The sequence below is a fragment of the Frigidibacter sp. ROC022 genome (assembly GCF_024723735.1).
Classification (GTDB): domain Bacteria; phylum Pseudomonadota; class Alphaproteobacteria; order Rhodobacterales; family Rhodobacteraceae; genus SLM-1.
Map to the genome: position 1 here is coordinate 913,309 of NZ_JANQDU010000001.1, position 24,900 is coordinate 938,208.

General features: G+C 67.1%; 24 protein-coding genes. 19 read left to right on the forward strand and 5 right to left on the reverse strand.

What is annotated here, in order from left to right; all coding sequences use genetic code 11:
• The first annotated feature begins 74 nt into the window (after positions 1-74).
• From NUW50_RS04400 to NUW50_RS04425, 6 genes are all read left to right on the forward strand, one after another.
• Positions 75-1,238 (forward strand): ABC transporter permease, encoded by a 1,164-nt coding sequence (locus NUW50_RS04400; protein WP_258287849.1) that lies wholly within the window; start codon positions 75-77, stop codon positions 1,236-1,238.
• Positions 1,238-2,029: an ATP-binding cassette domain-containing protein gene (locus tag NUW50_RS04405; protein ID WP_258287850.1), complete on the forward strand. Its 792-nt coding sequence runs from the start codon at positions 1,238-1,240 to the stop codon at positions 2,027-2,029. The genes NUW50_RS04400 and NUW50_RS04405 overlap by 1 nt, the downstream gene beginning before the upstream one ends.
• Complete coding sequence (locus NUW50_RS04410) at positions 2,026-2,922, forward strand: ChbG/HpnK family deacetylase (RefSeq protein WP_258287851.1); 897 nt, start codon at positions 2,026-2,028, stop codon at positions 2,920-2,922. Before NUW50_RS04405 ends, NUW50_RS04410 begins: the two co-directional genes overlap by 4 nt.
• A 3-nt stretch (positions 2,923-2,925) precedes the next feature.
• A complete protein-coding gene (locus NUW50_RS04415; RefSeq protein ID WP_258287852.1) occupies positions 2,926-4,050 on the forward strand; it encodes a Gfo/Idh/MocA family protein in 1,125 nt (374 codons plus the stop codon).
• A 105-nt stretch (positions 4,051-4,155) separates the two neighbouring features.
• Entirely contained in the window at positions 4,156-5,232 is a 1,077-nt protein-coding gene (locus tag NUW50_RS04420; protein WP_258287853.1) for a fatty acid desaturase family protein, read from the forward strand.
• A 17-nt stretch (positions 5,233-5,249) separates the two neighbouring features.
• The gene (locus tag NUW50_RS04425) at positions 5,250-5,558 is read left to right on the forward strand and encodes a MocE family 2Fe-2S type ferredoxin (RefSeq protein ID WP_258287854.1); all 309 of its coding nucleotides are present in this window, start codon (positions 5,250-5,252) and stop codon (positions 5,556-5,558) included.
• Between the two features lie 68 nt (positions 5,559-5,626).
• On the opposite strand, the gene NUW50_RS04430 is transcribed toward NUW50_RS04425, so the two are convergent.
• The gene (locus NUW50_RS04430; protein ID WP_258287855.1) at positions 5,627-6,643 is read right to left on the reverse strand and encodes a LacI family DNA-binding transcriptional regulator; all 1,017 of its coding nucleotides are present in this window, start codon (positions 6,641-6,643) and stop codon (positions 5,627-5,629) included.
• Between the two features lie 131 nt (positions 6,644-6,774).
• On the opposite strand from NUW50_RS04430, the gene NUW50_RS04435 reads away from it, so the two are divergent.
• The 13 genes from NUW50_RS04435 (at position 6,775) to NUW50_RS04495 (ending at position 21,310) form a co-directional block, all read left to right on the forward strand.
• On the forward strand, positions 6,775-7,764 hold the full coding sequence (locus NUW50_RS04435) for a phosphotransferase family protein (RefSeq protein ID WP_258287856.1): 990 nt from the start codon (positions 6,775-6,777) through the stop codon (positions 7,762-7,764).
• 9 nt (positions 7,765-7,773) lie between these two features.
• On the forward strand, positions 7,774-9,093 hold the full coding sequence (gene eno / locus NUW50_RS04440; protein WP_258287857.1) for a phosphopyruvate hydratase: 1,320 nt from the start codon (positions 7,774-7,776) through the stop codon (positions 9,091-9,093).
• Positions 9,090-9,368, forward strand: a complete 279-nt coding sequence (locus tag NUW50_RS04445; protein WP_258287858.1) for a fumarylacetoacetate hydrolase family protein — start codon at positions 9,090-9,092, stop codon at positions 9,366-9,368. Before eno ends, NUW50_RS04445 begins: the two co-directional genes overlap by 4 nt.
• Positions 9,365-10,114: an SDR family NAD(P)-dependent oxidoreductase gene (locus NUW50_RS04450; protein ID WP_258287859.1), complete on the forward strand. Its 750-nt coding sequence runs from the start codon at positions 9,365-9,367 to the stop codon at positions 10,112-10,114. Before NUW50_RS04445 ends, NUW50_RS04450 begins: the two co-directional genes overlap by 4 nt.
• Before the next feature lie 112 nt (positions 10,115-10,226).
• On the forward strand, positions 10,227-11,876 hold the full coding sequence (locus tag NUW50_RS04455) for an amidase (RefSeq protein WP_258287860.1): 1,650 nt from the start codon (positions 10,227-10,229) through the stop codon (positions 11,874-11,876).
• A 231-nt stretch (positions 11,877-12,107) separates the two neighbouring features.
• Entirely contained in the window at positions 12,108-13,271 is a 1,164-nt protein-coding gene (locus NUW50_RS04460) for an acyl-CoA dehydrogenase family protein (protein WP_258287861.1), read from the forward strand.
• A 70-nt stretch (positions 13,272-13,341) separates the two neighbouring features.
• Entirely contained in the window at positions 13,342-14,940 is a 1,599-nt protein-coding gene (locus tag NUW50_RS04465; protein ID WP_258287862.1) for a carboxyl transferase domain-containing protein, read from the forward strand.
• An 8-nt stretch (positions 14,941-14,948) separates the two neighbouring features.
• Complete coding sequence (locus NUW50_RS04470; RefSeq protein WP_258287863.1) at positions 14,949-16,889, forward strand: acetyl/propionyl/methylcrotonyl-CoA carboxylase subunit alpha; 1,941 nt, start codon at positions 14,949-14,951, stop codon at positions 16,887-16,889.
• Positions 16,886-17,533, forward strand: coding sequence for a glutathione S-transferase family protein (locus tag NUW50_RS04475; RefSeq protein WP_258287864.1), 648 nt, complete (start codon positions 16,886-16,888; stop codon positions 17,531-17,533). The genes NUW50_RS04470 and NUW50_RS04475 overlap by 4 nt, the downstream gene beginning before the upstream one ends.
• Complete coding sequence (locus NUW50_RS04480; protein WP_258287865.1) at positions 17,526-18,380, forward strand: hydroxymethylglutaryl-CoA lyase; 855 nt, start codon at positions 17,526-17,528, stop codon at positions 18,378-18,380. The genes NUW50_RS04475 and NUW50_RS04480 overlap by 8 nt, the downstream gene beginning before the upstream one ends.
• A complete protein-coding gene (locus NUW50_RS04485) occupies positions 18,373-19,167 on the forward strand; it encodes a crotonase/enoyl-CoA hydratase family protein (protein ID WP_258287866.1) in 795 nt (264 codons plus the stop codon). The genes NUW50_RS04480 and NUW50_RS04485 overlap by 8 nt, the downstream gene beginning before the upstream one ends.
• Before the next feature lie 145 nt (positions 19,168-19,312).
• Complete coding sequence (gene prfB / locus NUW50_RS04490) at positions 19,313-20,437, forward strand: peptide chain release factor 2 (protein ID WP_258287867.1); 1,125 nt, start codon at positions 19,313-19,315, stop codon at positions 20,435-20,437.
• Positions 20,438-20,536: 99 nt separating this feature from the next.
• Entirely contained in the window at positions 20,537-21,310 is a 774-nt protein-coding gene (locus NUW50_RS04495) for a DUF2189 domain-containing protein (RefSeq protein WP_258287868.1), read from the forward strand.
• Positions 21,311-21,432: 122 nt separating this feature from the next.
• Here NUW50_RS04495 and NUW50_RS04500 read toward each other — a convergent pair whose 3' ends face one another.
• The 4 genes from NUW50_RS04500 to bcp all read right to left on the reverse strand — a co-directional run bounded on the left by NUW50_RS04500 (position 21,433) and on the right by bcp (position 24,696).
• A complete protein-coding gene (locus tag NUW50_RS04500) occupies positions 21,433-21,951 on the reverse strand; it encodes a bactofilin family protein (protein WP_258287869.1) in 519 nt (172 codons plus the stop codon).
• Entirely contained in the window at positions 21,941-23,257 is a 1,317-nt protein-coding gene (locus NUW50_RS04505) for a M23 family metallopeptidase (protein WP_258287870.1), read from the reverse strand. The genes NUW50_RS04500 and NUW50_RS04505 overlap by 11 nt, the downstream gene beginning before the upstream one ends.
• Positions 23,258-23,434: 177 nt before the next feature.
• Entirely contained in the window at positions 23,435-24,241 is an 807-nt protein-coding gene (locus tag NUW50_RS04510) for a ferritin-like domain-containing protein (protein ID WP_258287871.1), read from the reverse strand.
• Positions 24,238-24,696 carry a thioredoxin-dependent thiol peroxidase gene (gene bcp / locus NUW50_RS04515; protein WP_258287872.1) on the reverse strand — a complete coding sequence of 153 codons (459 nt, stop codon included), beginning with the start codon at positions 24,694-24,696 and terminating at the stop codon, positions 24,238-24,240. The genes NUW50_RS04510 and bcp overlap by 4 nt, the downstream gene beginning before the upstream one ends.
• Positions 24,697-24,900 lie beyond the last annotated feature (204 nt).

Here is a 24,900-nt window from a genome sequence, read left to right on the forward strand (position 1 = left end):
GGGTGAAGGGCCGAAGCTGGGGGGCCGGCGGTGCCGGTTCCCCGTCCCACAGTTCAGAACAAAGGCCGATTGTCATGCAAAAGGTGACTCGAACCAGGCCGGATGGCGTCAGTCCGAAATTCAACATTGTCCGGAAATCCCAGGGCAGCGCCGATGAACGACTGCGCCGGACCGGCCTTGCGGTCAGGCTGATGCGCCGCCCCGAGGCGGGTGTCTTCGCCGGGCTGGTCGCGACATTGGTGATCTTCGCCTTCCTGCCGGGCGCCGAGGCGCTCTACTCGTTGCAGGGCTCGATGACCTTCCTGACCCTCTCGGCGGAACTGGGTATCCTGGCTGCGGCGGTGGCCCTGCTGATCATCGCGGGCGAGTTCGATCTTTCGATCGGGTCGATGATCGGCTTTGCCGGGGTGGTGATCGGCCTGCTGGTCACGCAGCTGCACTTTCCCCTCTGGGCCGCGATCGGTTCCGCCTTCCTGGTGGCGGTCGTGGTGGGCTATCTGAACGGGCTGATCGTGGTGAAGACCGGCTTGCCGTCCTTCATCGTCACGCTGGCATCGCTCTACATCCTGCGGGGCCTGTCGATCGGCATCACCCGCGCGGTGACCGGGCGCACGCAGATTCCCTACATTCTCGACGGGGTTCCGGATCCGGGAACTGCGGCGCTGTTCAACGGGCGCGTCCTGCGCGGGCTATTCCGCTGGATGGGGGACCAGGGCTGGATTGCCGTCAAATCCTCGGGTTTGCCCTTCGTAGACGGGATTCCGGTCTCGATCGTCTGGTGGATCGGCTTCACCGTTGTCGCGGGCTACATCCTGACCGAGACCCGTTTCGGCAACTGGATATATGCCTCGGGCGGCGATGCCGAAGTGGCGCGCAATGTCGGCGTGCCGGTTGCACGGGTGAAGATCCTTCTCTTCATCTGCACCGCCTGTGCCGCGACTCTCATGGCCACGATCCAGGTCACCGGTTCGGGCAGCGCCGACACCATCCGCGGCTTGCTGAAGGAATTCGAAGCCATCATCGCCGCGGTCGTCGGGGGCATGCTGCTGACCGGGGGATACGGGACGATCTACGGCGCTGCACTGGGGGCGCTGATCTTCGGGCTCGTGCAGATGGGCATCTTCTACACCGGGATCGACACCGACTGGTTCAAGGTCTTTCTCGGCATCGTCATCCTGATCGCCGTGCTGGTGAACAACTACGCGCGCGGCAAGGCTCTGGGCGAGAGGTCATCGTGATGGAACATCCCGCAATCGAACTTCAGGGCGTATCGAAACGTTTCGGTTCGGTCATCGCGCTCAAGGACATCACCATGTCGGTCAATGCCGGCGAGGTGCACTGCCTGCTGGGCGACAACGGCGCCGGGAAATCGACATTGATCAAGATACTGTCCGGTGTTCATCGGCCGTCGCAGGGGCGCATCGTCGTCGGCGGCAGGCAGGTGGAATTCAATAGCCCCCGGGATGCCGCCGATTGCGGCGTCGCCACGGTGTTTCAGGACCTCGGGCTGATCCCGCTCATGTCGATCACCCGAAACTTCTTTCTGGGCCGCGAACTGCAGAAGGGCATCTTTCCCTTCCGACGCTTCGACAAGCGCCGGGCCAACAAGATCGCCAGCGAGGCAATGGCGAATATCGGCATTCAGGTCCGCGATCCGACCCAGGCCGTCGGCACGCTTTCGGGCGGCGAGCGCCAGTCGGTGGCCATCGCCCGCGCCATCCATTTCGGGGCCAAGGTCCTGATCCTTGACGAGCCGACCTCGGCGCTCGGGGTTCATCAGGCCGCCACGGTGCTGAAGTTCATCATCGACGCCCGGTCGCGTGGTCTGGCGGTGATCTTCATCACCCACAACATCCGCCATGCCTATCCGGTCGCGGATGCCTTTACCCTGCTCAACCGTGGCTCCAGCATGGGAACCTACCGGAAATCCGAGATCAGCCAGGACGAGGTCCTGCAGATCATGTCGGGCGGCGAGGACATGATCGCGGTCGAGCGCGAAATCGAAGAGATGCTTGCGGTGAAGTCATGACCGCGCCGATCCGCCGGGTGGTGATCCATGCCGACGACCTCGGCATGAGCCACGGCGCCAATATGGCTTTCGCGGAGCTCTGCGCCTTCGGGACCTGCACCTCTGGTTCGGTTATGGTGCCATGTCCCTGGTTCGTGGAACTGGCCGCCATGGCCGGTGCGGCCCCGGCGCTCGACATCGGCGTTCACCTGACGCTGACCAGCGAGATGTCGGGCTATCGCTGGCGCCCGCTGACCCGACCGCCGGCGTCGGCGGGACTGACCGATGCCGACGGGTTCTTTCACCCCGACACGGCTACGGTGCGGGCGCGGGCAGACCGCGAGGCGGTGCGTGTCGAGTTGGAAGCCCAGATCGACCAGGCGCTGGCCGCCGGGATCGACGTGACCCATCTCGACGACCACATGGGCGCGGTGTTGGCGCCGGAGTTCCTAGATATCACGGTGGACATTGCCTGCCGGCGCCGTCTGCCGCTCGTGCTCTGTCCAAGCCTCTCGGACTATGGCGGCCCCCACAACATGGTGGGCGCCGACGACGACCGCTTTCGCCGCGGGATCGCGCGTGCCGCGGCGCAGGGGCTGCGGGTCTTCGACCGCATCGTCGAAACCGACTGGTCGCGCACCGGCGCCGCCGAGCCGATCTATCGGGCCATGATCGCGGGGCTGGGCGAGGGGACCAGCTTTCTGGCGCTGCATTTCACCCGGCCGGGCGACATCGAGGCCATCGACCCCGAAGGCTACCGGCTGCGCACCGAGGAACATGCGCTTTTCTCTTCCCCGGAATTTCGCGCCTTCCTCCGGGACGGCGGGGTGCAGGGGATGGAGTTCGTCGGGATGCGGCAATTCCGGGAAGAGCTTCGCCAGAACGGGCGGCAACATGCAGGGCAGGGAGTATAGGTAATGGAACGGATCGGCGTCGGATTGATCGGGACCGGGTTCATGGGCAAGTGTCATGCGCTCGCCTATGGGGCGTTCCGGACCGCATATGATGACGGGCCCGCGATCGACAAGGTCACGCTTTGCGATCTCGAGGCCGGGCAGGCGGCGCATCTGGCGAAGGCCTATGGGTTCGAGGAGTCGACCACCGACTGGCGCCGGCTGATCGAGGATCCGCGCATCGACCTGATCTCGATCACCTCGCCCAACATGCTGCATCGCGAGATGGCTATTGCCGCGCTGGAAGCGGGCAAGCATGTCTGGTGCGAAAAGCCGATGGCACTGACCCTGGCCGACGCCGAGGCGATGACCGATGCCGCCGCTGCCCGGCCCGGCCAGGCGACGGCCCTGGGTTACGCATATCTGCGCAACCCGGCCCTTCAGCATGCCCGTCAGCTGATCGAATCCGGTGCCATCGGCACGCCCTTCGATTTTCGCGGCAGCGTCGATGAGGACTACATGGCCGACCCCGATCTGCCCTGGTCCTGGCGGTTGCGTGCCGCCGATGCCGGCCTGGGAACCCTGGGGGACCTGACGGTCCACCTGCTGTCCATGGCGCGCGAGCTGATGGGCGACATCGACATGCTGACGGCGAGCGTCGAGACCGTTCACCGCTCGCGCCCTGTTCCCGGCGAAGACCGGAAGGCCGAGGTCGAGAACGACGACATTGCCCATGCCCTGGTCCGGTTCCGGTCCGGTGCACGCGGCACGCTGGCCTCTTCCCGGATCGCCCATGGCCGCAAGAACGGGCTGCGTGTCGAGGTCCACGGTTCCGCCGGCACGCTCTGGATCGACAATGAACGGATGAACGAGCTGAACCTCTATCTTGCCAGGGGGCCGGCTGAGCAACGCGGGTTCCGGCGCGTCCTCTCTGGCCCATTGCACCCGGAATACGCCCATCTGTGTCCGGCCCCCGGCCATGGTCTGGGATTCAACGAACTGAAGGTCATCGAACTGGCCGAACTGGTCCGGTCGATCCTGGGCAAACCTTCGCGTTGCCTGGATTTCGCCGCCGGCCTCGGGATCGAGCGTGCCGCGCATGCATTCGTCGAGTCGTCACGATCCGGGCAGTGGGTATCGCCGGGCTAGGCAGGCGCAGGGGCTGAATCACGGGTCGGAACTCTGGAAACGGACGCCACGACGCCTCGCCTTCGACAGGGCGGGGGGCGGTGGCAGAGAATTGAAGGAGGTTACATGGCAAAACGTGACTATTCCATGCTGGGGCCTTCGGCCCGCCGCGCGGTCGAGTCCGGGCTTGCGGCGGCCGAGTGGTATCACACCGACGTGTCGCGCAAGCAGATGAAGGACCTGATGCGGCGCAGCGATCAGCCGGCGATCCGCGACACCATCGTGCTGTTCGGCGCGATGGTTCTGCTGGCCGGGGCCGGCATCGCGCTCTGGCCGTCCTGGTGGTCAGCGCCTTTCTGGTTTGCCTACGGGGTGCTCTACGGTTCTGCCATGGACAGCCGCTGGCATGAATGCTCGCACGGGACGGCCTTCCGGTCGCGCTGGATGAACGATGCCCTCTACCAGATCGCAAGCTTCTGCATGATCCGGAATCCCGTCTCCTGGCGCTGGAGCCACGCGCGGCACCACACCGATACGATCATCGTCGGGCGCGACCCCGAAATCACCGTCATGCGCCCGCCCCGCGTCATGCGGCTGTTGCTGGATGTCGTCGGCGTGGGCGACGTGATCGAAGGGGTGCACAGGATGCTGCTGAACGCCGCCGGCAAGCTGCACCCGGAAGAGGAGACCTGGATTCCCGAACAGGAGCAGCCCAAGGTGTTCCGCGTCGCGCGTATCTGGCTGGCGATCTATGCCGCGACGCTGATGCTGGCGCTGTGGATGCAGTCGATCCTGCCCTTCATGGTGATCGGCCTGCCGCGGATGTACGGGGCCTGGCACCATGTGATGACCGGGGTCCTGCAGCATGGCGGACTGGCCGACAACGTGATCGACCACCGGTTGAACTCGCGCACCGTCTACATGAACCCGATCTCGCGCTTCATCTACTGGAACATGAACTACCACGTCGAACATCACATGTTCCCGATGGTTCCCTATCACCGTCTGCCCGATCTGCACGCGCTGATCGCTCATGATCTGCCCAGCCCCACGCCTTCGATCATTGCCGGATTTCGCGAGATGTGGCCGGCGCTGCGGCGCCAGTTCGCCAACGAGGACTATTTCATCCTGCGCGAACTGCCCCCGACCGCGAAGCCCTACAAGCAGGACCTGCACGTTGCCGCGCTCGGCACGGCAGGATGACAAGAGGGAGACAGATCATGGCATGGATAGATGTCTGCTCGGCGGACGAGATCGAGGCGGAGGACGTGATGCGCTTCGAACATGGGGGGCGCGTGTTCGCGCTGTATCGCGGACCGGCGGATGACTATTACTGCACCGACGGCCTGTGCACGCATGAGCATGCCTTCCTTTCCGATGGCCTGGTGATGGATTACGAGGTCGAATGTCCCAAGCATAACGGCGTCTTCGACTACCGCACCGGCGAGGCCAAGCGCGCGCCGGCCTGCGTCAACCTTGCCACCTACAGGGTCCGGGTGGTCGACGGTCGCCTGCAACTGGAACTCTGAGCGGGCCTTTTCGGGGTTGGCCCCGCCGTGGCGGGCATCCGCGCCGCGAGGGACAGGCTTTCGATGCTCTAGGTCGTGACGCCCGGAGAGTCTGCCGCGGCGGCCGAGCCGCGCAGGTGGAAGGTGGTGGGCAGGTGTTCGACATGGTCTTCCGCCGCCATGGCCTGCGGCGCGAGCATCCGGCAGGCCTGTTTCGCGAGTTCCTCGGGCGAAATCTCGATGGTGCTGATCCCCTTGTCGATCCAGCCATAGCTGATCGGGTCGCCATAGCCGACGAAGGCCAGATCCTGCGGGAACCGCAGGCCCCGGCGCAGGCAGCAGTCGAGGGCACCGTTGGAAATCTCGAACCCGCCGCAGATCAGGGCGTCGGGGGGCGCCTCCAGGGACAGGAGCGCCGCCATGTTGTCATGGCCCATCATGAAACCCGGCGCGCCGGTCCGGACAAGACCGGGGTCGGGCGTCTGCCCATGCGATTGCAGCGCCGACTCGAACGCCGCCAGCCGGCCGCGCCCCGACGACATCGAAGGATCGGCGCCGATGAAGGCGATCCGCCGTCGCCCGGTCCTGACAAGATGCGCCACCGCGGCCGCGATCGCGGGGCCGTCGTCGATCAGCAGCTTGCCCCAGGCGCCGGTTCCCTCGCGGCTGCGGATCAACTCGACGATCCGCATCGGGGACGCCTGGCCCTTCGACCGGCCGGACGGGTCGGGGGCGGGGACGAGTATGACGGTCGATGCCTGAAGCGCCCGCAGCCGCAGCAGCGATTTCTGCTCGCGCTCATAGTCGTCATTGGTCAGGTGGATCACCAGATCGAGGTCGAGATCGGCGCAGAGCATCGCCAGCGCATTGGCGAAGCGGGCATAGAACTCGTTGATGATGTTCGGCAGCAACAGGCCGACGATGGCGGTCGGGTCGCCGCGCATGGCGTTGGCCGCCGAGTTCTTCACATAGCCGACCTCCTTGGCGCGGGCCAGAATCAGGTCCCGGGTCTCGGGGTTCACATTCGGATTGCCGGACAGTGCCCGCGACACCGTCATGTGCGAGATGCCGAGATCCCGTGCGATGGATTTTATCGTTGCCCGCAAAGGGGTTCCTTTCGAACCTGTCGGATCCGGCCGCATCTTTCGCCGCGCGGCTTGACCTGTCAACGGCCCATCCTCTAGATGTGCACGTGAACAGTGCACGTGAACATGGCACCGTTTCAAGGGGGGAGCCGTTGACATCGACGCTTGAGAAACTCTGCGCGGAACTGATCGAGAGCCTTGGCCTGGGCAAGGCGTCCGAGGTCACTTCGGTCAGGCCGCTTTCCGGCGGGGTCGCTTCGGACATAGCAGCCGTCACCTTCGGCGGCAGGACCGTCTGCGCGAAATTCGCGCTGCCGAAGCTCAAGGTGGCCGAAGACTGGTTCGCCCCGGTGCATCGCGGGCGGGCGGAATATGCCTGGCTGAAGGCAGCCTCGGCGGTGGTTCCCGAATCCGTTCCGGCGCTTCTGGGCTGGTCCGACAGGGGAAACGGCTTTGCGATGGAATTCATCGACGGGCCCGGCATCTATCTCTGGAAGGACGCGCTCTTGCAGGGGGCTGCGCCGCGGGGCGAAGCCGCCGCCGTCGCGGAGGTGCTGGGCCGATTGCATGCGGCCTCGACATCGGAGGATTTCGACCGGTCGCCGTTCGACAATGCCGCCGATTTCGACCAGTTGCGTCTGGACCCGTATCTTCGCTTCACGGCCGCACGCCATCCCGATCTGGCAGGGGCCATGGTCGCGATGGCGGAGGCGTTGCTTGGCAGCCGCGTCGCCTTGGTGCACGGGGATGTCAGCCCCAAGAACATCATGATCCGCGACGGTCGGCCGATCATTCTGGATGCCGAATGCGCGACGATCGGCGACCCGGCCTTCGACGTGGCCTTCTGTCTGAATCACGTTGTGCTCAAGTCCTTCCACATGCCCGAGCGGCAGGACCTGCTGCGCGCCGAGGCCCGGGCATTCTGGTCCGCCTATGCCGCGCATGTCGGCTGGGAACCTGCCGGGCAACTGGAAGCGCGTGTCGCGGCGCTGTTGCCGATGCTCATGCTGGCGCGGATCGACGGAAAGTCTCCGGTCGAATACCTGGACGAAGCCGCCCGGGCGCGGGTGCGCGCCGCCGCCATGCCCTTGATTGCCAGCCCGGCTTCGGGGCTGGCCGACGTGTTGAACAGACTGCAATAGGAACATCAGATGAGCGCTTCCGCCATTCAGGAGCTTTCGGCCCGCCGTGTGTGGGACAGCCGGGGCAACCCGACTGTCGAGGTCGAGGTGCGGACCGGTTCGGGCGTGATCGGGCGGGCGATCGCCCCGGCCGGCGCGTCGCGGGGCACGCGCGAGGCGATCGACCTGCGCGATGGCGGCCCGGCCCTGCAGGGCATGGACGTCCGCAAGGCGGTCGCCAACGTGAATACCGCGATTGCGACGGCGCTGAAGGGCATGTCCTGCGAGGACCAGGGGGGCATCGATGCGGCGCTGGTGGCGCTGGACGGCACGCCGTTGAAGTCCGGGCTTGGCGGCAACGCGATGGTCGCGACCTCGCTGGCGGTGCTGCACGCGGCGGCGGCGGCCAAGGGGGTGCCGCTCTGGCGGCATGTGGCCGATCTGTCCGGCGAAGTGCCGAGCCTGCCCCTGCCGGAAGTGCAGATTTTCGGCGGCGGCGCCCATGCCGGGCGGCGCGTCGACGTGCAGGACTTCATGGTGATGGTGCCCGGCGCCGGCAGCTTTGACGAGGTGCTGGAGGTCACGTCGGAAATATACCGCGCGGCGGGCAGCCTCATGTCGGCCAAGGGGCATTCCGTCGGCGTGGCGGATGAGGGCGGCTGGTGGCCCGTGTTCTCGAACAATGAAGAGGCGCTGGAAACCCTTGTCCGCGCGATCGAGGCAACCGGCGAGAAGCCGGGCGAGCGGGTGGTGATCTCGCTGGACATCGCGGCCTCGGAATTCGGCTCCAGGGGCCGGTATCGCCTGGCGCTGGAAGACCGCGAACTGGATCGTGACCAGATGATCGACCTTCTGGGGCGCTGGATCGACAGCTACCCGATCGTCTCGATCGAGGATCCGCTGGCCGAGGATGACCCCGAGGGGACGGTCGCCTTCACGCAGGCCTATGGTGACCGCCTGCAGATCATCGGCGACGACTATCTGGTGACGAACGCGGAACTCGTCGCCTCGGCCGCCGGGGCCGGGGCCTGCAATGCGGTGCTGATCAAGGTCAATCAGGCGGGCACGGTCAGCGAATCCATCGCCTGCATGCAGGAGGCCCGGCGCAACGGCTATCGCTGCATCGTCTCGGCGCGGTCGGGCGAGACCGAGGATGTCTCGATCTCGCATCTGGCCGTCGGGCTGAACGCGGGCCAGCTCAAGGTCGGGTCGTTCACCCGGTCCGAGCGGATGGCGAAATGGAATGAATGCCTGCGCATCGGTGATGCCCTGGGCGGGTCGGCCTTTGTCGGCGGCGCACCGCTGGCGGGCACCTGGTGGGCGCGACAATCGGAAGGCGGATCGACATGATGCGGCTGCGTTTCGTCGCGCCCCGCGACGCGGGATGTCCCGGCGCGACGGGCCTGGCCGAACAGGCACGCGAGGCGGCGAGGATCCTGTCCTGCACGGATGCGCTCTGCCAGCCGGAACCGGGCGACCTGATCGGCGCCGGCACGCCTCCGGGCGTCGGGGCCGGGATGACGCTGCGGCAATATTCGAACTTCGGACGCGTCATCAGGCTGGGCATCCGGGGCCTCGGCGCGCAACATCGGAACGTCACCCCCCTGAGCGAGGTCACACAATGAACAGCTACGATTTCAACGATCAGGTGGCGGTGGTCACCGGCGGAGCCAATGGTATCGGCGCCGCGGCGGCGGCCCGGCTTGCGGCTTCGGGGGGCCGGGTGGCGATCTGGGACATGGACATCTCGTCGCCCGAAGCGAAGATCGCCGATCTGCCGGATGCCGGAAAGCTCATGGTTCAGGTCGATGTCAGCGATCCGGCCAGCGTCGAGGCCGCGTTGGCCAGCACCGAGTCCGCCTTCGGCAAGATCGACGTGCTGATCAACAGCGCCGGGATCGCCGGACCGACCAGCACCCTGGCGGACTATCCCGCCGACATGTGGCGCAAGGTCCAGGACGTGAACCTCGGCGGCACCTTCAACTGCTGCAAGATCGTCACGCCGGGGATGATGGCGCGCGGCTATGGCCGGATCGTCAATGTCGCCTCGATCGCGGGCAAGGAGGGAAATCCGAACGCCTCGGCCTATTCGGCCTCGAAGGCGGCAGTGATCGCGCTGACCAAGTCGCTGGGCAAGGAACTGGCCGGCTACGACATCGCGGTGAACTGCATTACGCCGGCCACCGCCCGGACCCGTATCCTGGATCAGGTCAGCCAGGAGTTCATCGACTACATGCTGTCCAAGATACCGCGCGGCCGCTTCGTGACCGTGGACGAGATCGCCAGCATGCTGCTCTGGATGACCTCGGCAGAGAATTCCTTCACCACCGGCGCGGTCTTCGACCTGTCGGGGGGCCGCGCGACCTATTGAGCGTGGCCGTGAAACCCCGCCGCGACAATGGCTCGCACGGGCCGAAGCGGCGGAACCGGCCCGGCGGCGATGCCGAATTGTGCGCCGGTCCCGCGCGGGTTAAGATAACGGGGTGACCGGGCTCTCGGAAGACATGATCGCGGCCGCCGAGGCGCTGATGGGGCTGGAGTACACCCCGGAGGAACGCGCGCAGATGCTGGACAATCTGGAAGGCCAGATCGGCCTCGCCAGGGCGCGTCGCGGTGTCAAGCTGGCCAATTCGGCGCCGATGGCGCTGCGCTTCGATCCGCGTCTGCCGGGCTTTGTCCTGCCGCATGGCGCCGATACCCTGCACCTGAGCCCCGCGACCGCGCCGCTTCCGGAGTCGGACGAGGACATCGCCTTCGCCGGTCTCAGGGAACTGTCCGGCTGGATTGCCTCGGGGCAGCTCAGCAGCCGGCGCCTGACCCGCATCTATCTCGACCGGATCGCCGAACTGGGGCCGAAGCTGGAATGCTTCGCGACCGTGACGCCGGAGCTTGCCCTGGCCGAGGCCGAAGCGGCGGATGCGCTGTTGCGGGCCGGGGTGCTGCTCGGGCCGCTGCACGGGATCCCCTACGGATTGAAGGACCTGTTCGATACCCGGGGTATCGTGACCGGCTGGGGCGCCGAGCCCTATCGGGACCGGGTGCCCGATGCCGACGCGGCCGTCGTGAAGAAGCTGCGCGCCGCCGGAGCGGTGCTGCTGGGCAAGACAGCGCTCGGGGCACTGGCCTATGGCGACATCTGGTATGGCGGCATCTCGCGCAATCCGTGGAACCTGAACGAAGGCTCCAGCGGTTCCAGCGCCGGTTCGGCCTCGGCCACCGCGGCGGGGCTTTGCGGCTTTGCCATCGGGACCGAGACCCTGGGCTCGATCACCTCGCCCAGCCAGCGTTGCGGCACCACCGGGCTGCGACCGACATTCGGGCGGGTGTCGCGGGCCGGGGTCATGGCGTTGAGCAACAGCCTGGACAAGATCGGGCCGATCTGCCGCAGGGTCGAGGATACGGCGATGGTCCTGGCCGCGCTCAACGGTGCCGATGTCGAGGACCGCTCCAGCATCGCGGCGCCCTTCGCCTTCGACGCCGGCGCCCCGATCGCCGGGCTGAAGGTCGGATACCTGCCCGAGGCATTCGGCGAGGGGGCGACAGCGGTCGATCACGAGGCGCTGGCGGCGGTTCGGCGGCTCGGTGTCGAGGTCGTCGAGGCGCATCTGCCCGTTCTGCCCTATGCGGCGCTGATGAACACGCTCTATGCCGAGGCGGCGGCGTTCTTCGAAGAGCTGACCTTGAGCGGCCAGGACGACAGTCTGACCTGGCAGGAGGCCGGAGCCTGGCCGAACACGATGCGCAAGGCGCGGTTCCTGTCGGCAGTGGATCACGTGCAGCTGGACCGGCTCCGCTACCAGGTGATGCTGGCGCTGGACGGGCTGTTCCGGCAGGTCGATGTGCTGATCGGGCCGTTCATGACCGGGCCGATGCTGGTCGCCTCGAATTTCACCGGCCATCCCTGCCTGCACCTGCGGGCCGGGTTCGAATCTCTCGGCACCCGCGGCCGCGGCTCGCTGGGGGCCGGCAAGCTGACCGGGAGCCGGGCGGATACGGCGGGCGCGACCTTCCGGGTGCCGCAGGGCATATCGCTGTGGGGGCGGCTGTTCGACGAAGGGCCGATGCTGGGTCTCGGCATGGCGCTGGAACGCGAACTGGGCGTTGCCGCCGAACGACCGACCTTCGCGAAGTGACGCCGCCGGCCGCGCGGCAATTTCGGGTCGCGTTCGGGAAAGCCCATCGAGCTGTCGGCCCGGCGATGCCGTTCAGGCGGGTCGCCGCCGCGACCGCCACGATGGGAGCAGCAATGCCTTGCCGATGGTGACGCCCCGACCGGAAGAACTTGATGCCGGAAGCGTTGGACCGGATTGACGCAGCTTTCGCGCCGCGCTATTTATTGAACACACGTTCAGAAAGGTGGCCAGATGTTTAGAGCTTCCATGCGCTTCGACCTGGGCGAGGATGTGAACGCGCTCCGCGAGATGGTCCATGCCTGGGCGCAGGACCGGGTCAAGCCGCAAGCGGCCGAGATCGACCGCTCCAATGCCTTCCCGCCGGCGCTGTGGCGCGAGATGGGCGAACTGGGGCTGCTGGGGATCACCGTCGAGGAAACCTATGGCGGCGCCGGGATGGGCTATCTGGCCCATACCGTGGCGGTGGAAGAGGTGGCCCGCGCCTCGGCTTCGGTCTCGCTGTCCTATGGGGCGCATTCCAACCTTTGTGTGAACCAGATCCGGCTGAACGGCAGCGAGGCGCAGAAGCGGCGCTATCTGCCGGGCCTGATTTCGGGCGAGCATGTCGGCGCCCTGGCGATGAGCGAGGCGGGGGCGGGCTCGGATGTCGTCGGCATGAAGCTGGCGGCGGTGAAGAAGAACGACCGCTATGTGCTGAACGGCACCAAGTACTGGATCACCAACGGGCCGGATGCCGACACGCTGGTGGTCTATGCCAAGACCGACCCCGAGGCGGGGTCGAAGGGGATCACCGCCTTTCTCATCGAGAAATCGATGAAGGGTTTCTCGACCAGCCCGCATTTCGACAAGCTGGGAATGCGCGGATCGAACACGGCCGAACTGATCTTCGACGATGTCGAGGTGCCTTTCGAGAACGTGCTGGGCGAAGAGGGCCGCGGTGTCCGGGTGCTGATGTCGGGGCTGGACTACGAACGCGTGGTGCTCAGCGGCATCGGCCTGGGGATCATGGCGGCCTGCCTGGACGAGGTGATGCCCTATATGGTCGAGCGCAAGCAGTTCGGGCAGAGGATCGGGGACTTCCAGCTGATGCAGGGCAAGATCGCCGACATGTACACCGCGCTGAACTCGGCCCGCGCCTATGTCTACGAGGTGGCGAAAGCTTGCGACCGGGGCGAGGTGACGCGGGCCGATGCGGCGGCCTGCGTGCTCTATGCCAGCGAGCAGGCGATGGTCCAGAGCCATCAGGCGGTGCAGGCGATGGGCGGTGCGGGCTTCCTGGCCGATGCCCCGGTGGCGCGGCTGTTCCGCGACGCCAAGCTGATGGAGATCGGCGCCGGCACCAGCGAAATCCGCCGGATGCTGGTCGGGCGCGAGTTGATGGGGGCGATGGGGTGACTCTGCCGCATCGAAATCCCGGCGCCGCCGCGCCGGGCCGATCATGTGAATTCGAAGCGAGTGAGGTCCGGTGAAACTCAATTCCAACGCTCTCCCCACCTCGGACAGCTTCCGCGCCAACCGGGCCGCGCATCTCGACCTCCTGGCGCGGGTCTCGGATGCCGCGCAGGCGGCGGCTGCGGGGGGCGGGGCGCGATCGCGCGAGCGGCACCTGTCGCGCGGCAAGATGCTGCCGCGGGACCGCGTTGCAGGGCTGCTCGATCCCGGTTCGCCCTTCCTGGAAATCGGCGCCACCGCGGCCTGGGGGATGTATGACGATGCGGCCCCGGGTGCCGGGATCATTGCGGGAATAGGCCGGGTGCACGGGCAGGACGTGATGGTCCTTTGCAACGATGCGACGGTGAAGGGCGGCACCTACTACCCGATGAGCGTCAAGAAGCACCTGCGGGCACAGGAAATCGCGCAGGAATGCCGACTGCCCTGCGTCTATCTGGTCGACTCGGGCGGCGCCAACCTGCCCAATCAGGACGAAGTCTTTCCCGACCGCGACCATTTTGGCCGCATCTTCTACAATCAGGCCCGGATGAGCGCCGCGGGCATTCCGCAGATCGCGGTGGTGATGGGAAGTTGCACGGCCGGCGGGGCCTATGTCCCGGCGATGTCGGACGTGACGATCATCGTCCGCGAGCAGGGCACGATCTTCCTGGCCGGGCCGCCGCTGGTCAAGGCCGCGACCGGAGAGGTCGTCAGCGCCGAAGAGCTTGGCGGCGGCGATGTGCATACCCGGCTGTCGGGCGTGGCGGATTATCTGGCAGAGGATGACAGCCATGCCCTGGCCCTGGCGCGGCAGGCGATCGGCTCGCTCAATCGCGCTCCCGGCCCGGACTGGGGTGCCGGGGAAGACCCGGCCTATGACCCCGAGGAACTGCTGGGCGTCGTCCCCGCCGATCTGCGCACGCCCTACGACATCCGCGAAGTGATCGCCCGCGTCGTCGACGGCTCACGCCTCGACGAGTTCAAGCCGCGTTTCGGCGAGACGCTGGTCACCGGATTCGCCCATCTCCGCGGCTGTCCGGTCGGGCTGGTGGCCAACAACGGGGTGCTGTTCTCGGAGGCCGCGCAGAAGGGCGCGCATTTTGTCGAGCTCTGCTCCCAACGTCGGATCCCGCTGATCTTCCTGCAGAACATCACCGGCTTTATGGTCGGCCGGAAATACGAGAACGAAGGCATCGCCCGCCATGGCGCCAAGATGGTGACGGCGGTGGCGACGACCTCGGTGCCGAAGATCACCATGATCGTCGGCGGCTCCTTCGGGGCCGGGAACTACGGCATGGCGGGCCGGGCCTATCAGCCGCGCTTCCTCTGGACCTGGCCGAACTCCCGGATTTCGGTGATGGGCGGCGAGCAGGCGGCGGGGGTGCTGGCCACGGTCAAGCGCGACGGGATCGAACGGGCAGGCGGCACCTGGAGCGCCGAGGAGGAGGCCGAATTCAAGCGCCCCACCGTCGAGATGTTCGCCCGGCAGTCCGATCCGCTCTATGCCTCGGCCCGGCTCTGGGATGACGGCGTGATCGACCCGCGCAAGACCCGTGACGTGCTGGCGCTGAGCCTGCGGGCGGCGATGAACGCCCCGATCGAAGAGACGCGCTTCGGCGTGTTCAGGATGTGATGGCGCGGATGTTCAGCAAGATCCTGATCGCCAACCGGGGCGAGATCGCATGCCGGATCATCGACAGCTGCCGCCGTCTGGGCGTCGCCACGGTGGCGGTGCATTCCGATGCCGATGCCGGGGCAAGGCATGTGGCCATGGCGGACGAGGCCTGGCATCTGCCGGGCAACGCGCCGGCCGACACCTATCTTCAGGGCGCGAAGCTGATCGACATTGCCCGCGCCACCGGCGCCGAGGCAATTCATCCGGGGTACGGCTTCCTGTCGGAGAATCCCGAGTTCGTCGAGCAGGTGACGGCGGCCGGGCTGGTCTTCATCGGTCCCTCGGCGCAGGCGATCCGGGCCATGGGGCTGAAAGACGCCGCCAAGGCGCTGATGGAAAAGGCCGGGGTTCCGGTGGTGCCCGGCTATCACGGGGCCGATCAGTCGGATGCCGTCCTGGCGCAGGAGGCCGGGCGGATCGGCTATCCGGTGCTGATCAAGGCGGTGGCCGGCGGCGGCGGCAAGGGGATGCGGCGGGTCGAGGATGCCTCGGGCTTCGCGACGGCGCTGGCCTCGGCCCGGGCCGAGGCGCAGGGTGCCTTCGGCAATCCGGCCGTGCTGGTCGAGAAATACATCGAGCGGCCGCGCCATATCGAGATTCAGGTCTTCGGAGACGGGGCCCGGGCGGTGCATCTCTATGAACGCGACTGTTCGCTGCAGCGCCGGCACCAGAAGGTCATCGAAGAGGCCCCGGCCCCCGGCATGACCGCCGAGCTGCGTCAGGCCATGGGGGCGGCGGCGGTGCGGGCGGCCGAGGCGATCGGCTATTCCGGTGCGGGGACGGTGGAATTCATCGTCGATGCCGGGCAGGGACTGCGGCCGGACGGGTTCTGGTTCATGGAAATGAACACCCGCCTTCAGGTCGAGCATCCGGTGACCGAGGCGGTGACCGGGCTGGATCTCGTGGAATGGCAATTGCGGGTGGCGGCGGGCGAGACCCTGCCGCTGGTGCAGGACCAGATCAGCCTCACCGGCCATGCCGTCGAGGCGCGGCTCTATGCCGAGGACGTGCCGGCAGGCTTCCTTCCCGCCACCGGGCGGCTTGCGCATCTGGCCTTCGGTGCCGGCGTCCGGGTCGAGACCGGGGTGCGGGCCGGCGATGCGATTTCGCCCTTCTATGATCCGATGATCGCCAAGCTGGTGGCGCATGGGGCCACGCGCGAGATTGCCCTGGCCAGGCTGAGCCGGGCCCTGGCGGCGACGGAAGTGGCCGGGCTGGTGACCAATCTGGATTTCCTGGGGGCGCTCTGCAGCCATCCCGGTGTCCGGCGTGGCGAGGTCGATACCCATCTGATTGCCCGTGATCTGGAAGAACTGGTGGCGCAGCCCGAAACGCCGCCGCAGGTCTGGGCGATGGCGGCGCTCGTGGCCCTTGGGCTGGATGCGGAACCGGGCTGGGCGCAGGGCTTCGCGCTCTGGTCGGCGCTGCATTGGCGGGCGGAGCTGCGGCAGGGCGAGACCCGGAACGAGGCTCGGCTGAGCTGTCTGGCACCGGGCGTGATCTCTGTCGAACTGCCCGAGGCCCGGATCACCCTGCGCCATGGGGTGCGGGGCTGGACGGCCGATGGCGCCCCGGCCGGACACGGCTTGCGGCAGGGCGGGACGATCACCATTTTCGCCCTGGGGCGGGCCTGGGTCTTCGAGGCGCCCGATCCGCTGGCGGTCGATACGGCCGGGCCGGGGCAGGGGCTGACCCTGTCGCCGATGCCGGGGCTGGTGCGGGCCGTCGATGTGGCCGAAGGTCAGGCGGTGGCGCGGGGCGACCGGCTGGCGGTGCTGGAGGCGATGAAGATGGAACATGCGTTGACGGCAAGCCGTGACGGCGTGGTGGCCGAGGTTCTGGTCGCCCCCGGCGATCAGGTCGAGGCCGGCCAACCGCTGATCCGGCTGGAGGAGGGCGAGGGATGATCCGGCTGCACCATATCCCGCAGGCGCGATCCTTCCGGACCCTGTGGCTGCTCGAGGAAATGGGCCTGGAGTTCGAGGTCGTCGAGCATTCGATCTTCGACCGCTCGCTGCGCGACCCCGATTATCTGGCGCTGTCGCCCGCCGGCAGGGTTCCGGCGCTGGAGATCGACGGGCTGGTGCTGTTCGAGAGCGGCGCGATCACCGAATATCTCTGCGAGACCCGCCCCGGCTTTGCCCCGGCGCCGGGCGCCGCCGGGCGTGCCGACTGGCTGGAATGGCTGCATTTCGCCGAAACCATCGGCCAGCATTGCGCCAACCTGACCCAGAACCATATCGTCCTGCGAGAGGACTGGATGCGCTCGCCGACCCTGATGAAGCTGGAAGCCCGCCGGCTGGCGGCCTGTCTGGCGGTGGTGGACAAGGCGGTGGCGCGTCAGGACTGGCTGCTGCCCGGCGGTTTTTCTGCGGTGGACACCAATGTCGGCTACGGGATCGAGGTGGCCCGGCGTTTCGTCGAACTGACGCCGGCGGTGCAGGACTATCGCGCCCGTTACCGGGAGCGGCCCGCCTTTGCCCGGGCGGCGGCGCGTGACGGGGTGCCGCAGCTCTACACCCGCGATTTCTACCCGGTCCCCGATGCCTGAACAGGTCGAAATCTACGAGGTCGGCCCGCGGGACGGCTTGCAGAACGAGCCCCGGATCATTCCGGCCGCCGAGAAGATCGCCCTGATCGACCTGCTGGGCCGGGCCGGGTTCCGGCATATCGAGGTGGCGAGCTTCGTCTCGCCCCGTTGGGTGCCGCAGATGGCCGACGGGGCGGAGGTTCTGGCCGGAATCACGCGGCTGCCGGGCGTGACCTATTCCGCGCTGGTGCCGAACATGCGCGGGCTCGAACGGGCGCTGGCGGCGGGTGTGCAGGAAATCGCGGTCTTCGCCTCGGCCACCGAGGGCTTTTCGCAGAAGAACCTCAATTGTTCGATTTCTGAAAGTCTTGAGCGGTTTCGGCCTGTCTGTGCCGCGGCCAGGGACGCAAAAGTGTCAGTCCGCGGCTATGTCTCCTGCGTCACCGATTGCCCGGTCGAAGGCCCGGTGGTGCCCGCCGCCGTGGCGCGCGTGACCGCGAGCCTGCGCGATCTGGGTTGCGAACAAATCTCGCTGGGCGACACGCTGGGCCGCGCCACCCCGGAGCGCGTCTCGCAGATGCTGGCGGCGGTGCTGGACGAGTTGCCGCCCGAACGGCTGGCCGGGCATTTCCACGACACCGGCGGCCGGGCGCTGGACAATATCGAGGTCGCCCTGGACCGGGGGCTGCGGGTCTTCGATGCCTCGGTCGGCGGGCTGGGGGGGTGCCCCTATGCGCCCGGTGCCAGCGGCAACGTGGCGAGCGAGGCGGTGGCGGCGCGGCTGGCCGGACTCGGTTTCGAGACCGGGCTGGATGTCGCGCTCCTCGCCGAGGCGGCGGAACTGGCAAGGGGGATGCGGCATGGCTGAGCCGATCAGGATCGAGACCGACGACCGCGGGGTGGCGCTGCTGACGCTGAACCGGCCGGACAAGCACAACGCGCTGGACGAGGCGACCATCGCGGCATTGACCGAGGCGGCCGGGCGGTTGGGCCGCGATCCGGCGGTGCGGGCCGTGGTGCTGACCGGCGCCGGGACCAGTTTCTGCGCCGGCGGCGACCTGGCCTGGATGCAGGCCCAGATTGCCGCCGAACCACGCGACCGCGCCGCCGGGGCGATGCGGCTGGCCGGGATGCTGGGGGCGCTGAACACCCTGCCGAAACCGTTGATCGGCCGGATCAACGGCAATGCCTTCGGAGGCGGGCTGGGGCTGGCCGCGGTCTGCGACGTGGCGCTCTGCGTCGCAGGCGCGCGTTTCGGCTTTACCGAGACCCGGCTGGGTCTGATCCCGGCCACCATCGGTCCCTATGTGCTGGCCCGGATGGGCGAGGCCATGGCGCGGCGGGTGTTCTTTTCGGCGCGGCTCTTCGATGCCGCCGAAGCGGTGACGCTGGGCCTGGCCGCCCGGGCCGTGCCGGCCGCCGATCTCGAGGCCGCGGTCGAGGCCGAAGTCACCCCCTACCTGGCCTGCGCCCCCGGCGCGGTGGCCGAGGCCAAGGCGCTGGCCCGCCGCTTCGGCCCGAGGATCGACGAGGAAGCCATCGCGCTGAGCGTCGAGGCCCTGGTCGCCCGCTGGGAAAGCCCCGAAGCCGCAGAAGGGATCAAGGCTTTCTTCGCGCGGGAAAAACCCTCCTGGGCAGGGGGCGGAAACCCGTAGCGCCTGGCAACCGGCTTTACCTTGCCAATATCCCCGCCGGAGGCTCCCGCCCCGGCCGCCGTCGCGCCGCCCGGCCATGGTGCGCCAACTTGCCCTGCCTCGGCCGCGTTGCTAAGAGGCGGGACTGATCGAGGGACCGAACCACATGCGCTCTGAGACCACTCATACCGTCGAGGCAATCCGCAAGTCGCTGGCGATCCTCAAGCAGCGGATGAACTGGGATACCGCCCAGCACCGGCTGGAAGAGTTCAACGCGATGACCGAGGATCAGGACCTCTGGAACGATCCGGAACGGGCGCAGAAGCTGATGCGCGACCGGCAGATGCTGCTGGATGCCGTCGAGGGCGCCAAGGCGATGGAGCGGGAACTGAATGACAATGTCGAGCTGATCGAACTGGGCGAGGCCGAGAACGATGCCGAGGTCGTGGCCGAGGCCGAGGCGGCGCTGAAGGCGCTGGAGAAGCGGGCGGCGGCGAAAGAGATCGAGGCGCTGCTGAACGGCGAGGCGGACGGCAACGACACCTATCTCGAGATCAACTCGGGCGCCGGCGGCACCGAAAGCTGCGACTGGGCCAGCATGTTGGCGCGGATGTATGTCCGCTGGGCCGAGAAGCGCGGCTTCGAGGTCGAACTGATCAGCGAGACCCCGGGCGAAGAGGCGGGGATCAAGTCGGCGGCCTACAAGATCAAGGGCCCGAACGCCTATGGCTGGCTGAAGAGCGAAAGCGGCGTGCACCGGCTGGTGCGGATCAGCCCCTATGACAGCGCCGCGCGGCGCCACACCAGCTTCAGCTCGGTCTGGGTCTATCCGGTGATCGACGACTCGATCGAGATCGAGATCGCCGACAAGGACATCCGGGTTGATACCTATCGCTCCTCGGGCGCCGGCGGCCAGCACGTGAACAAGACCGACTCGGCGGTGCGGATCACCCACTTCCCGACCGGGATCGTCGTGACCAGTTCCGAGAAGTCGCAGCACCAGAACCGGGCCAACGCCATGGCGGCACTGAAGGCGCGGCTCTACCAGATGGAACTGGACAAGCGGAACGCGGCGACGCTGGAAGCGCATGAGGCCAAGGGCGAGGCCGGCTGGGGCAACCAGATCCGCAGCTACGTCCTGCAACCCTACCAGATGGTGAAGGACCTGCGGACCAACTACGAGACCTCGGACACCCAGGGGGTTCTCGACGGCGACCTGGATGCCTTCATGGCCGCGACGCTGGCCATGGATGTCTCGGGCAAGGCCCGGGCCGACGCGCAGGGCGACTAGCGCCGGCCCCTTGGCCGGGCACCGAAGGCCGCGCTGCTTCCTGCTTGGAAATCCGAAGGTTTCACGCCACTCTTTCCGGCGCGCGAAGTGGGAGGGGTGATGCCGGAACCGGTCGAAGCCAGCGTTCTGCCCGAGGTCGGGCGGGTCACGATCAGCGACCTCATCTCGGCCCTGAAGGCCGGGGTCTGGGATTTTCGGCGGGCGCCGTTGTTCGGACTGTTCTTCAGCGCGGTCTACGTGCTGGCCGGCTTTGCCCTGATCTGGCTTGGCGCCGGGACCATGGCCTGGGTGCTGACACTGTCGCTGGGCTTTCCGCTGGTGGCTCCCTTCGCGGCGGTCGGGCTGTATGAGGTTTCGCGGCGGCTCGAGGCGGGGGAAGCGCTGGACTGGCGCGGCGTTCTGGGCGTGGTGGCGGCCGAACGTGGCCGGCAGGTGCCCTGGATCGGTGCGATCCTGACCATCGCCTTCCTGTTCTGGAGTTTCCTGGCGCATTTGCTCTTTGCCCTGGTGATGGGGGTCACGGCGCTGCGCACCGGGATGCTGGACTGGGGCATGTTCCTGACCTGGCCCGGTCTGGCGCTGGTCGGGGCGGAACTGGCCGTGGGCGGGCTGACGGCGTTCCTGATCTTCGGCCTGACCGTGGTCAGCCTGCCGCTCTGCCTGGATTGCGAAGTCGATTTCGTCTCGGCGATGTTGCTGAGCCTGGCCGTGGTGCGGCGCAACCGGGCGGTGATGGCGCTCTGGGCGGTGCTCATCGGACTGGGCCTGCTGATCGGGATGCTGCCGGCGTTCCTGGGGTTGATGGTGGTGCTGCCGGTGCTGGGCCACGCAAGCTGGCATCTCTATCGCCGGGCGCTGTACGTCCCGGTGTGAGGTCGGAAGGGGGGCCGCATGCCCCTGTTCCGGGCCGGGCAGCAGAGAGTGTGGCAGAGCGCTGCCCCAAACGAAAACGGCCCCCCGTTCGGGAGGCCGTTTCATGTCGATCCGGGCCGGGCTCAGGCGTTCTGATCCGCCGGGCCGCTGCGCTCGGTCTTCGGGGCCGGGATGGCGCGGGTCTGGTTGCCCTGGAGCGGGTCTTCCTGACGCTGCACCGAACCTTCGAAATGGGCGCCCGATTCGATCGCGATGGTCTTGTGGATGATGTCGCCCTCGACCCGGGCGGTCGAGGTCAGCCGGACCTTGAGGCCCCGCACACGCCCGACGATCCGACCGTTGATCACCACGTCATCGGCAACAACCTCGCCCTTGACCGTGGCGCCTTCGCCGACCGTCAGCAGATGGGCGCGGATATCGCCCTCGACCGTGCCTTCGACCTGGATATCGCCCGTGGTCTTCATGTTGCCGGTCACGGTCAGGTCCGATGACAGGACCGATGCCGGCGGCTTGGCCTTGGGCGTGGCGGACGCGGAGAAATCGGTCCGCGCGGGCGCGGCGGCGGGATCGTTGCTGTGGGTTTTCACTTCACCTTCCGGGGGTTTGGTGCCGGGTTCATTGATGCGCGACTTAGAGAACATCTTTGCCTGCCTTGAGATAAGTCATTGGGTTCACGGCCTTGCCGCCAATCCGCACTTCATAGTGCAGGTGCGTGCCTGTGGACCGTCCAGTAGACCCCATATCACCGATGCGATCCCCGCGCGAGACTCTTTGGCCGACCTTCACGCGGATTTTCGACATATGGCCGTAGCGGGTTTCCATTCCGAACTCGTGCTGGATCTTCACCAGGTTGCCGTAGCCGTTGCTCCAGCCGGCATGGGTCACGACGCCATCCGCGGTGGCATAGATGGGCGCGCCATAGGCGCCGGCGAGATCGGTGCCTTCATGCATCCGGCCCCACCGCATTCCGAAGCCCGAGGTGTAGCGGAAGGCGGTCTTGACCGGCATCCCGAAGGGCGCCTTCTGAACCGCGATCCGGTAGATGTTCAGCCGGTCCAGCTTGTCGAGGATCGCGTTCGCCTCTTTCTCGACCCCGGAAACCGAGCCTTTCGTCGACAGCGAGATCGGGGTCAGGGGGCCGCCCTGGCCGGAATAACCCTTGCGAACGGTTTCCAGGATCTTCTCGGTCGGCATGCCGGCCTTCTTGAACATGTTGTCCAGCGGGGTCAGCGAGATCGACATCGCGTCTTCAAGCTGCGCGAAGATGCGGTCGTTCTTTTCCGCCACCAGTTTCGCTTCGTGCAGCAGCTGCGCGCTTTCGGCCTCGGCATCGGCGGCGGCCTCGGCCATCCTGTCCCGTTCGACCGCGACCTTGTCGAGCGCATCGGCGATGGTGTCGAGCGTTGCTTCGTAATTTGCGATCTTGACCTTGGGGTCGCCGTCGCTGCCGGCACCCTGCAGCTTGGCGGCCAGTGCCAGCGCTTCGGCGCGGGCCTCGTCGCGAGAGCGGATCGCGCTGCGCAGCGTGGCCTGAACCACTTCGATCCCTTCTTCCAGTTCCTTGCGGCGATCCTCGGATGCCAGCAGTTCGCTCTGCATCTGCGAGACCTGGTCCAGCGCCGCGTTGAAACGGTCCTGGGCCATCGCCGCCTCTTCGGCACGCTGATCGCGGGCGGCGGAGAGTTCGTTCAGGCGCTGTTCGTAGAGAAGCCTGTCGCGGCGGGCCTGTTCACGGACATTGCCCGAGCCGATCGAGTCCATCAGGATGATCGCCGAGGCGATGATCGCCCAGCCGACCACCAGGGCACTGCCTGCCAGGCTGAAAAGTTGGGTTGCGGGCGTCAGCCGGATGAATCGCGTCTCGGTGTCCGATCGCAGAAATACCCGGCGTTCTGGGAATGCGCGCGAAAGCGCGGCGTCGATCCGGTGAAGAAATCCCGCTATCAATGATCCGATCCTGTCCCGTTATCCCGTCTGGCGCCGACCCTCCCCAAGGTCCTGCGGCGCCGTCCATATGTCTTTAGGCAAGGCGGGGAACCGGTTGCAAGATTTTTGGTCAACAGACCGGGATTGCAGGCAGAATCGTTCCCGAATCGGCGAGAAACCGCCGACTTTGCGCCCCGGTCATTCGACCAGGGGCCAGTAGAAGTCGGGCGGCAAGCCGGCGTCGGCGCGCTTTTCTTCGTTGAACGGGGGCTTCAGGGCGCCGTGAAAATACTTGCGGACGAGGCCGTGAAAGGTCTCTTTCGGGTCGAGGTCGGCGCGGCCACAGAGGAAGTTGAACCATTTCGAGCCATAGGCCACATGGGCGACCTCTTCGGCATAGATCACCTTCAGCGCCGCCACCGCCTGATCGGCCCCGGCGGCTTCGAAGGCGGCGATCATTCCCGGTGTCACGTCCAGGCCGCGCGCCTCCAGCACCATCGGCACCACCGCCAGCCGCCCCATGATGTCGGACTTGGTGGCCGAGGCGGCGCGCCACAGGCCGGCATGGGCTGACAGGGCGCCATAGTGGCTGCCGAGCGCTTCAAGACAGTCGCACATCAGATTGAAATGCTTCGATTCGTCGGCCGCCGCCTGCACCCAGTCATCATGGAACCCCGCCGGCATTCTGGTGTCGGAAAAGCGGGCGATGATGTCCCAGTGCAGGTCGATCGCGTTCAGTTCGATATGGGCGACGGCGTGAAGCAGCGCGATCCGCCCGGCCTCGGAGCCGGGGCGGCGACGCGGCATGTCCCTGGGCGGCAGCAATTCCGGCGTGTCGGGACGGGCCGGCGTCTCCGGCGGTGTCGCCGCGCCGACGGGCAGCGGCGTCCCGGCGGCGCGGCTGTCCTTCCATGCCTGTGCATGGGCCAGGGACAACGCCGCCTTGGTGCGACCGTCGGCCGTGTTCAGCACCTCGACGGCACGGGCGGCAAGGCCCTTGCTCATCCGGTCACCGCTGCCAGGACCTCGGCGACATGGCCCTTGACCCGGACCGGGCTCCAGACCTTCTCGACCGTGCCGTCGGGTCCGATCAGGAAGGTGGAGCGGATGATCCCGAGATAGCTGCGCCCCATCATCTTCTTTTCGCCCCAGACCCCGTAACGCTCGCAGGTGTCGCTTTCGGCATCCGAGGCGAGCGGCACGCTGACCGGGTGTTTGGCGATGAAGTTCTGATGCCGCTTCAGGCTGTCCTTCGAGACGCCGACAATGCGCACCCCGGCCTTGGCGAAGTCGGCTTCGGCGGCGGAAAAGCCGATGGCTTCATCGGTGCAGCCCGGGGTCATGTCCTTGGGGTAGAAGAACAGAACCACCCGCGAGGGGCGCAGCTCCGACAAGGTGACGGTCGTGTCGGGCGTTGCCGGCAGGGTGAAATCGGGCGCTGTGTCGCCGGGCTGGATCATGTGGCTTTGAACTCCCGTGAAGAATGCTATCGTGCTTTTACGAACGGGTTCGTGCGAAGGAAAGCCCGAGGGCAGGAAGCAGGCAGTTTCAGGCGGGCGGCAGAGGTGGTCGAAAGGGCTGCGGCGCTGCGACGCCATAGGATCGGAGCGCATTGGCAGTGGCCAAGGATCAGACAGCGGCTGATGACCCGCCCGGCAACGGGT

What these genes read in the sequence shown, in the direction of transcription:
- NUW50_RS04400 (WP_258287849.1), top strand. Translation starts at nt 75, where the DNA reads ATGCAAAAGGTGACTCGAACCAGGCCGGATGGCGTCAGTCCGAAATTC.
- NUW50_RS04405 (WP_258287850.1), top strand. Translation starts at nt 1,238, where the DNA reads ATGGAACATCCCGCAATCGAACTTCAGGGCGTATCGAAACGTTTCGGT.
- NUW50_RS04410 (WP_258287851.1), top strand. Translation starts at nt 2,026, where the DNA reads ATGACCGCGCCGATCCGCCGGGTGGTGATCCATGCCGACGACCTCGGC.
- NUW50_RS04415 (WP_258287852.1), top strand. Translation starts at nt 2,926, where the DNA reads ATGGAACGGATCGGCGTCGGATTGATCGGGACCGGGTTCATGGGCAAG.
- NUW50_RS04420 (WP_258287853.1), top strand. Translation starts at nt 4,156, where the DNA reads ATGGCAAAACGTGACTATTCCATGCTGGGGCCTTCGGCCCGCCGCGCG.
- NUW50_RS04425 (WP_258287854.1), top strand. Translation starts at nt 5,250, where the DNA reads ATGGCATGGATAGATGTCTGCTCGGCGGACGAGATCGAGGCGGAGGAC.
- eno (WP_258287857.1), top strand. Translation starts at nt 7,774, where the DNA reads ATGAGCGCTTCCGCCATTCAGGAGCTTTCGGCCCGCCGTGTGTGGGAC.
- NUW50_RS04445 (WP_258287858.1), top strand. Translation starts at nt 9,090, where the DNA reads ATGATGCGGCTGCGTTTCGTCGCGCCCCGCGACGCGGGATGTCCCGGC.
- NUW50_RS04450 (WP_258287859.1), top strand. Translation starts at nt 9,365, where the DNA reads ATGAACAGCTACGATTTCAACGATCAGGTGGCGGTGGTCACCGGCGGA.
- NUW50_RS04460 (WP_258287861.1), top strand. Translation starts at nt 12,108, where the DNA reads ATGTTTAGAGCTTCCATGCGCTTCGACCTGGGCGAGGATGTGAACGCG.
- NUW50_RS04470 (WP_258287863.1), top strand. Translation starts at nt 14,949, where the DNA reads ATGTTCAGCAAGATCCTGATCGCCAACCGGGGCGAGATCGCATGCCGG.
- NUW50_RS04475 (WP_258287864.1), top strand. Translation starts at nt 16,886, where the DNA reads ATGATCCGGCTGCACCATATCCCGCAGGCGCGATCCTTCCGGACCCTG.
- NUW50_RS04480 (WP_258287865.1), top strand. Translation starts at nt 17,526, where the DNA reads ATGCCTGAACAGGTCGAAATCTACGAGGTCGGCCCGCGGGACGGCTTG.
- NUW50_RS04485 (WP_258287866.1), top strand. Translation starts at nt 18,373, where the DNA reads ATGGCTGAGCCGATCAGGATCGAGACCGACGACCGCGGGGTGGCGCTG.
- prfB (WP_258287867.1), top strand. Translation starts at nt 19,313, where the DNA reads ATGCGCTCTGAGACCACTCATACCGTCGAGGCAATCCGCAAGTCGCTG.
- NUW50_RS04495 (WP_258287868.1), top strand. Translation starts at nt 20,537, where the DNA reads ATGCCGGAACCGGTCGAAGCCAGCGTTCTGCCCGAGGTCGGGCGGGTC.
- NUW50_RS04500 (WP_258287869.1), bottom strand. Translation starts at nt 21,951, where the DNA reads ATGTTCTCTAAGTCGCGCATCAATGAACCCGGCACCAAACCCCCGGAA.
- NUW50_RS04510 (WP_258287871.1), bottom strand. Translation starts at nt 24,241, where the DNA reads ATGAGCAAGGGCCTTGCCGCCCGTGCCGTCGAGGTGCTGAACACGGCC.
- bcp (WP_258287872.1), bottom strand. Translation starts at nt 24,696, where the DNA reads ATGATCCAGCCCGGCGACACAGCGCCCGATTTCACCCTGCCGGCAACG.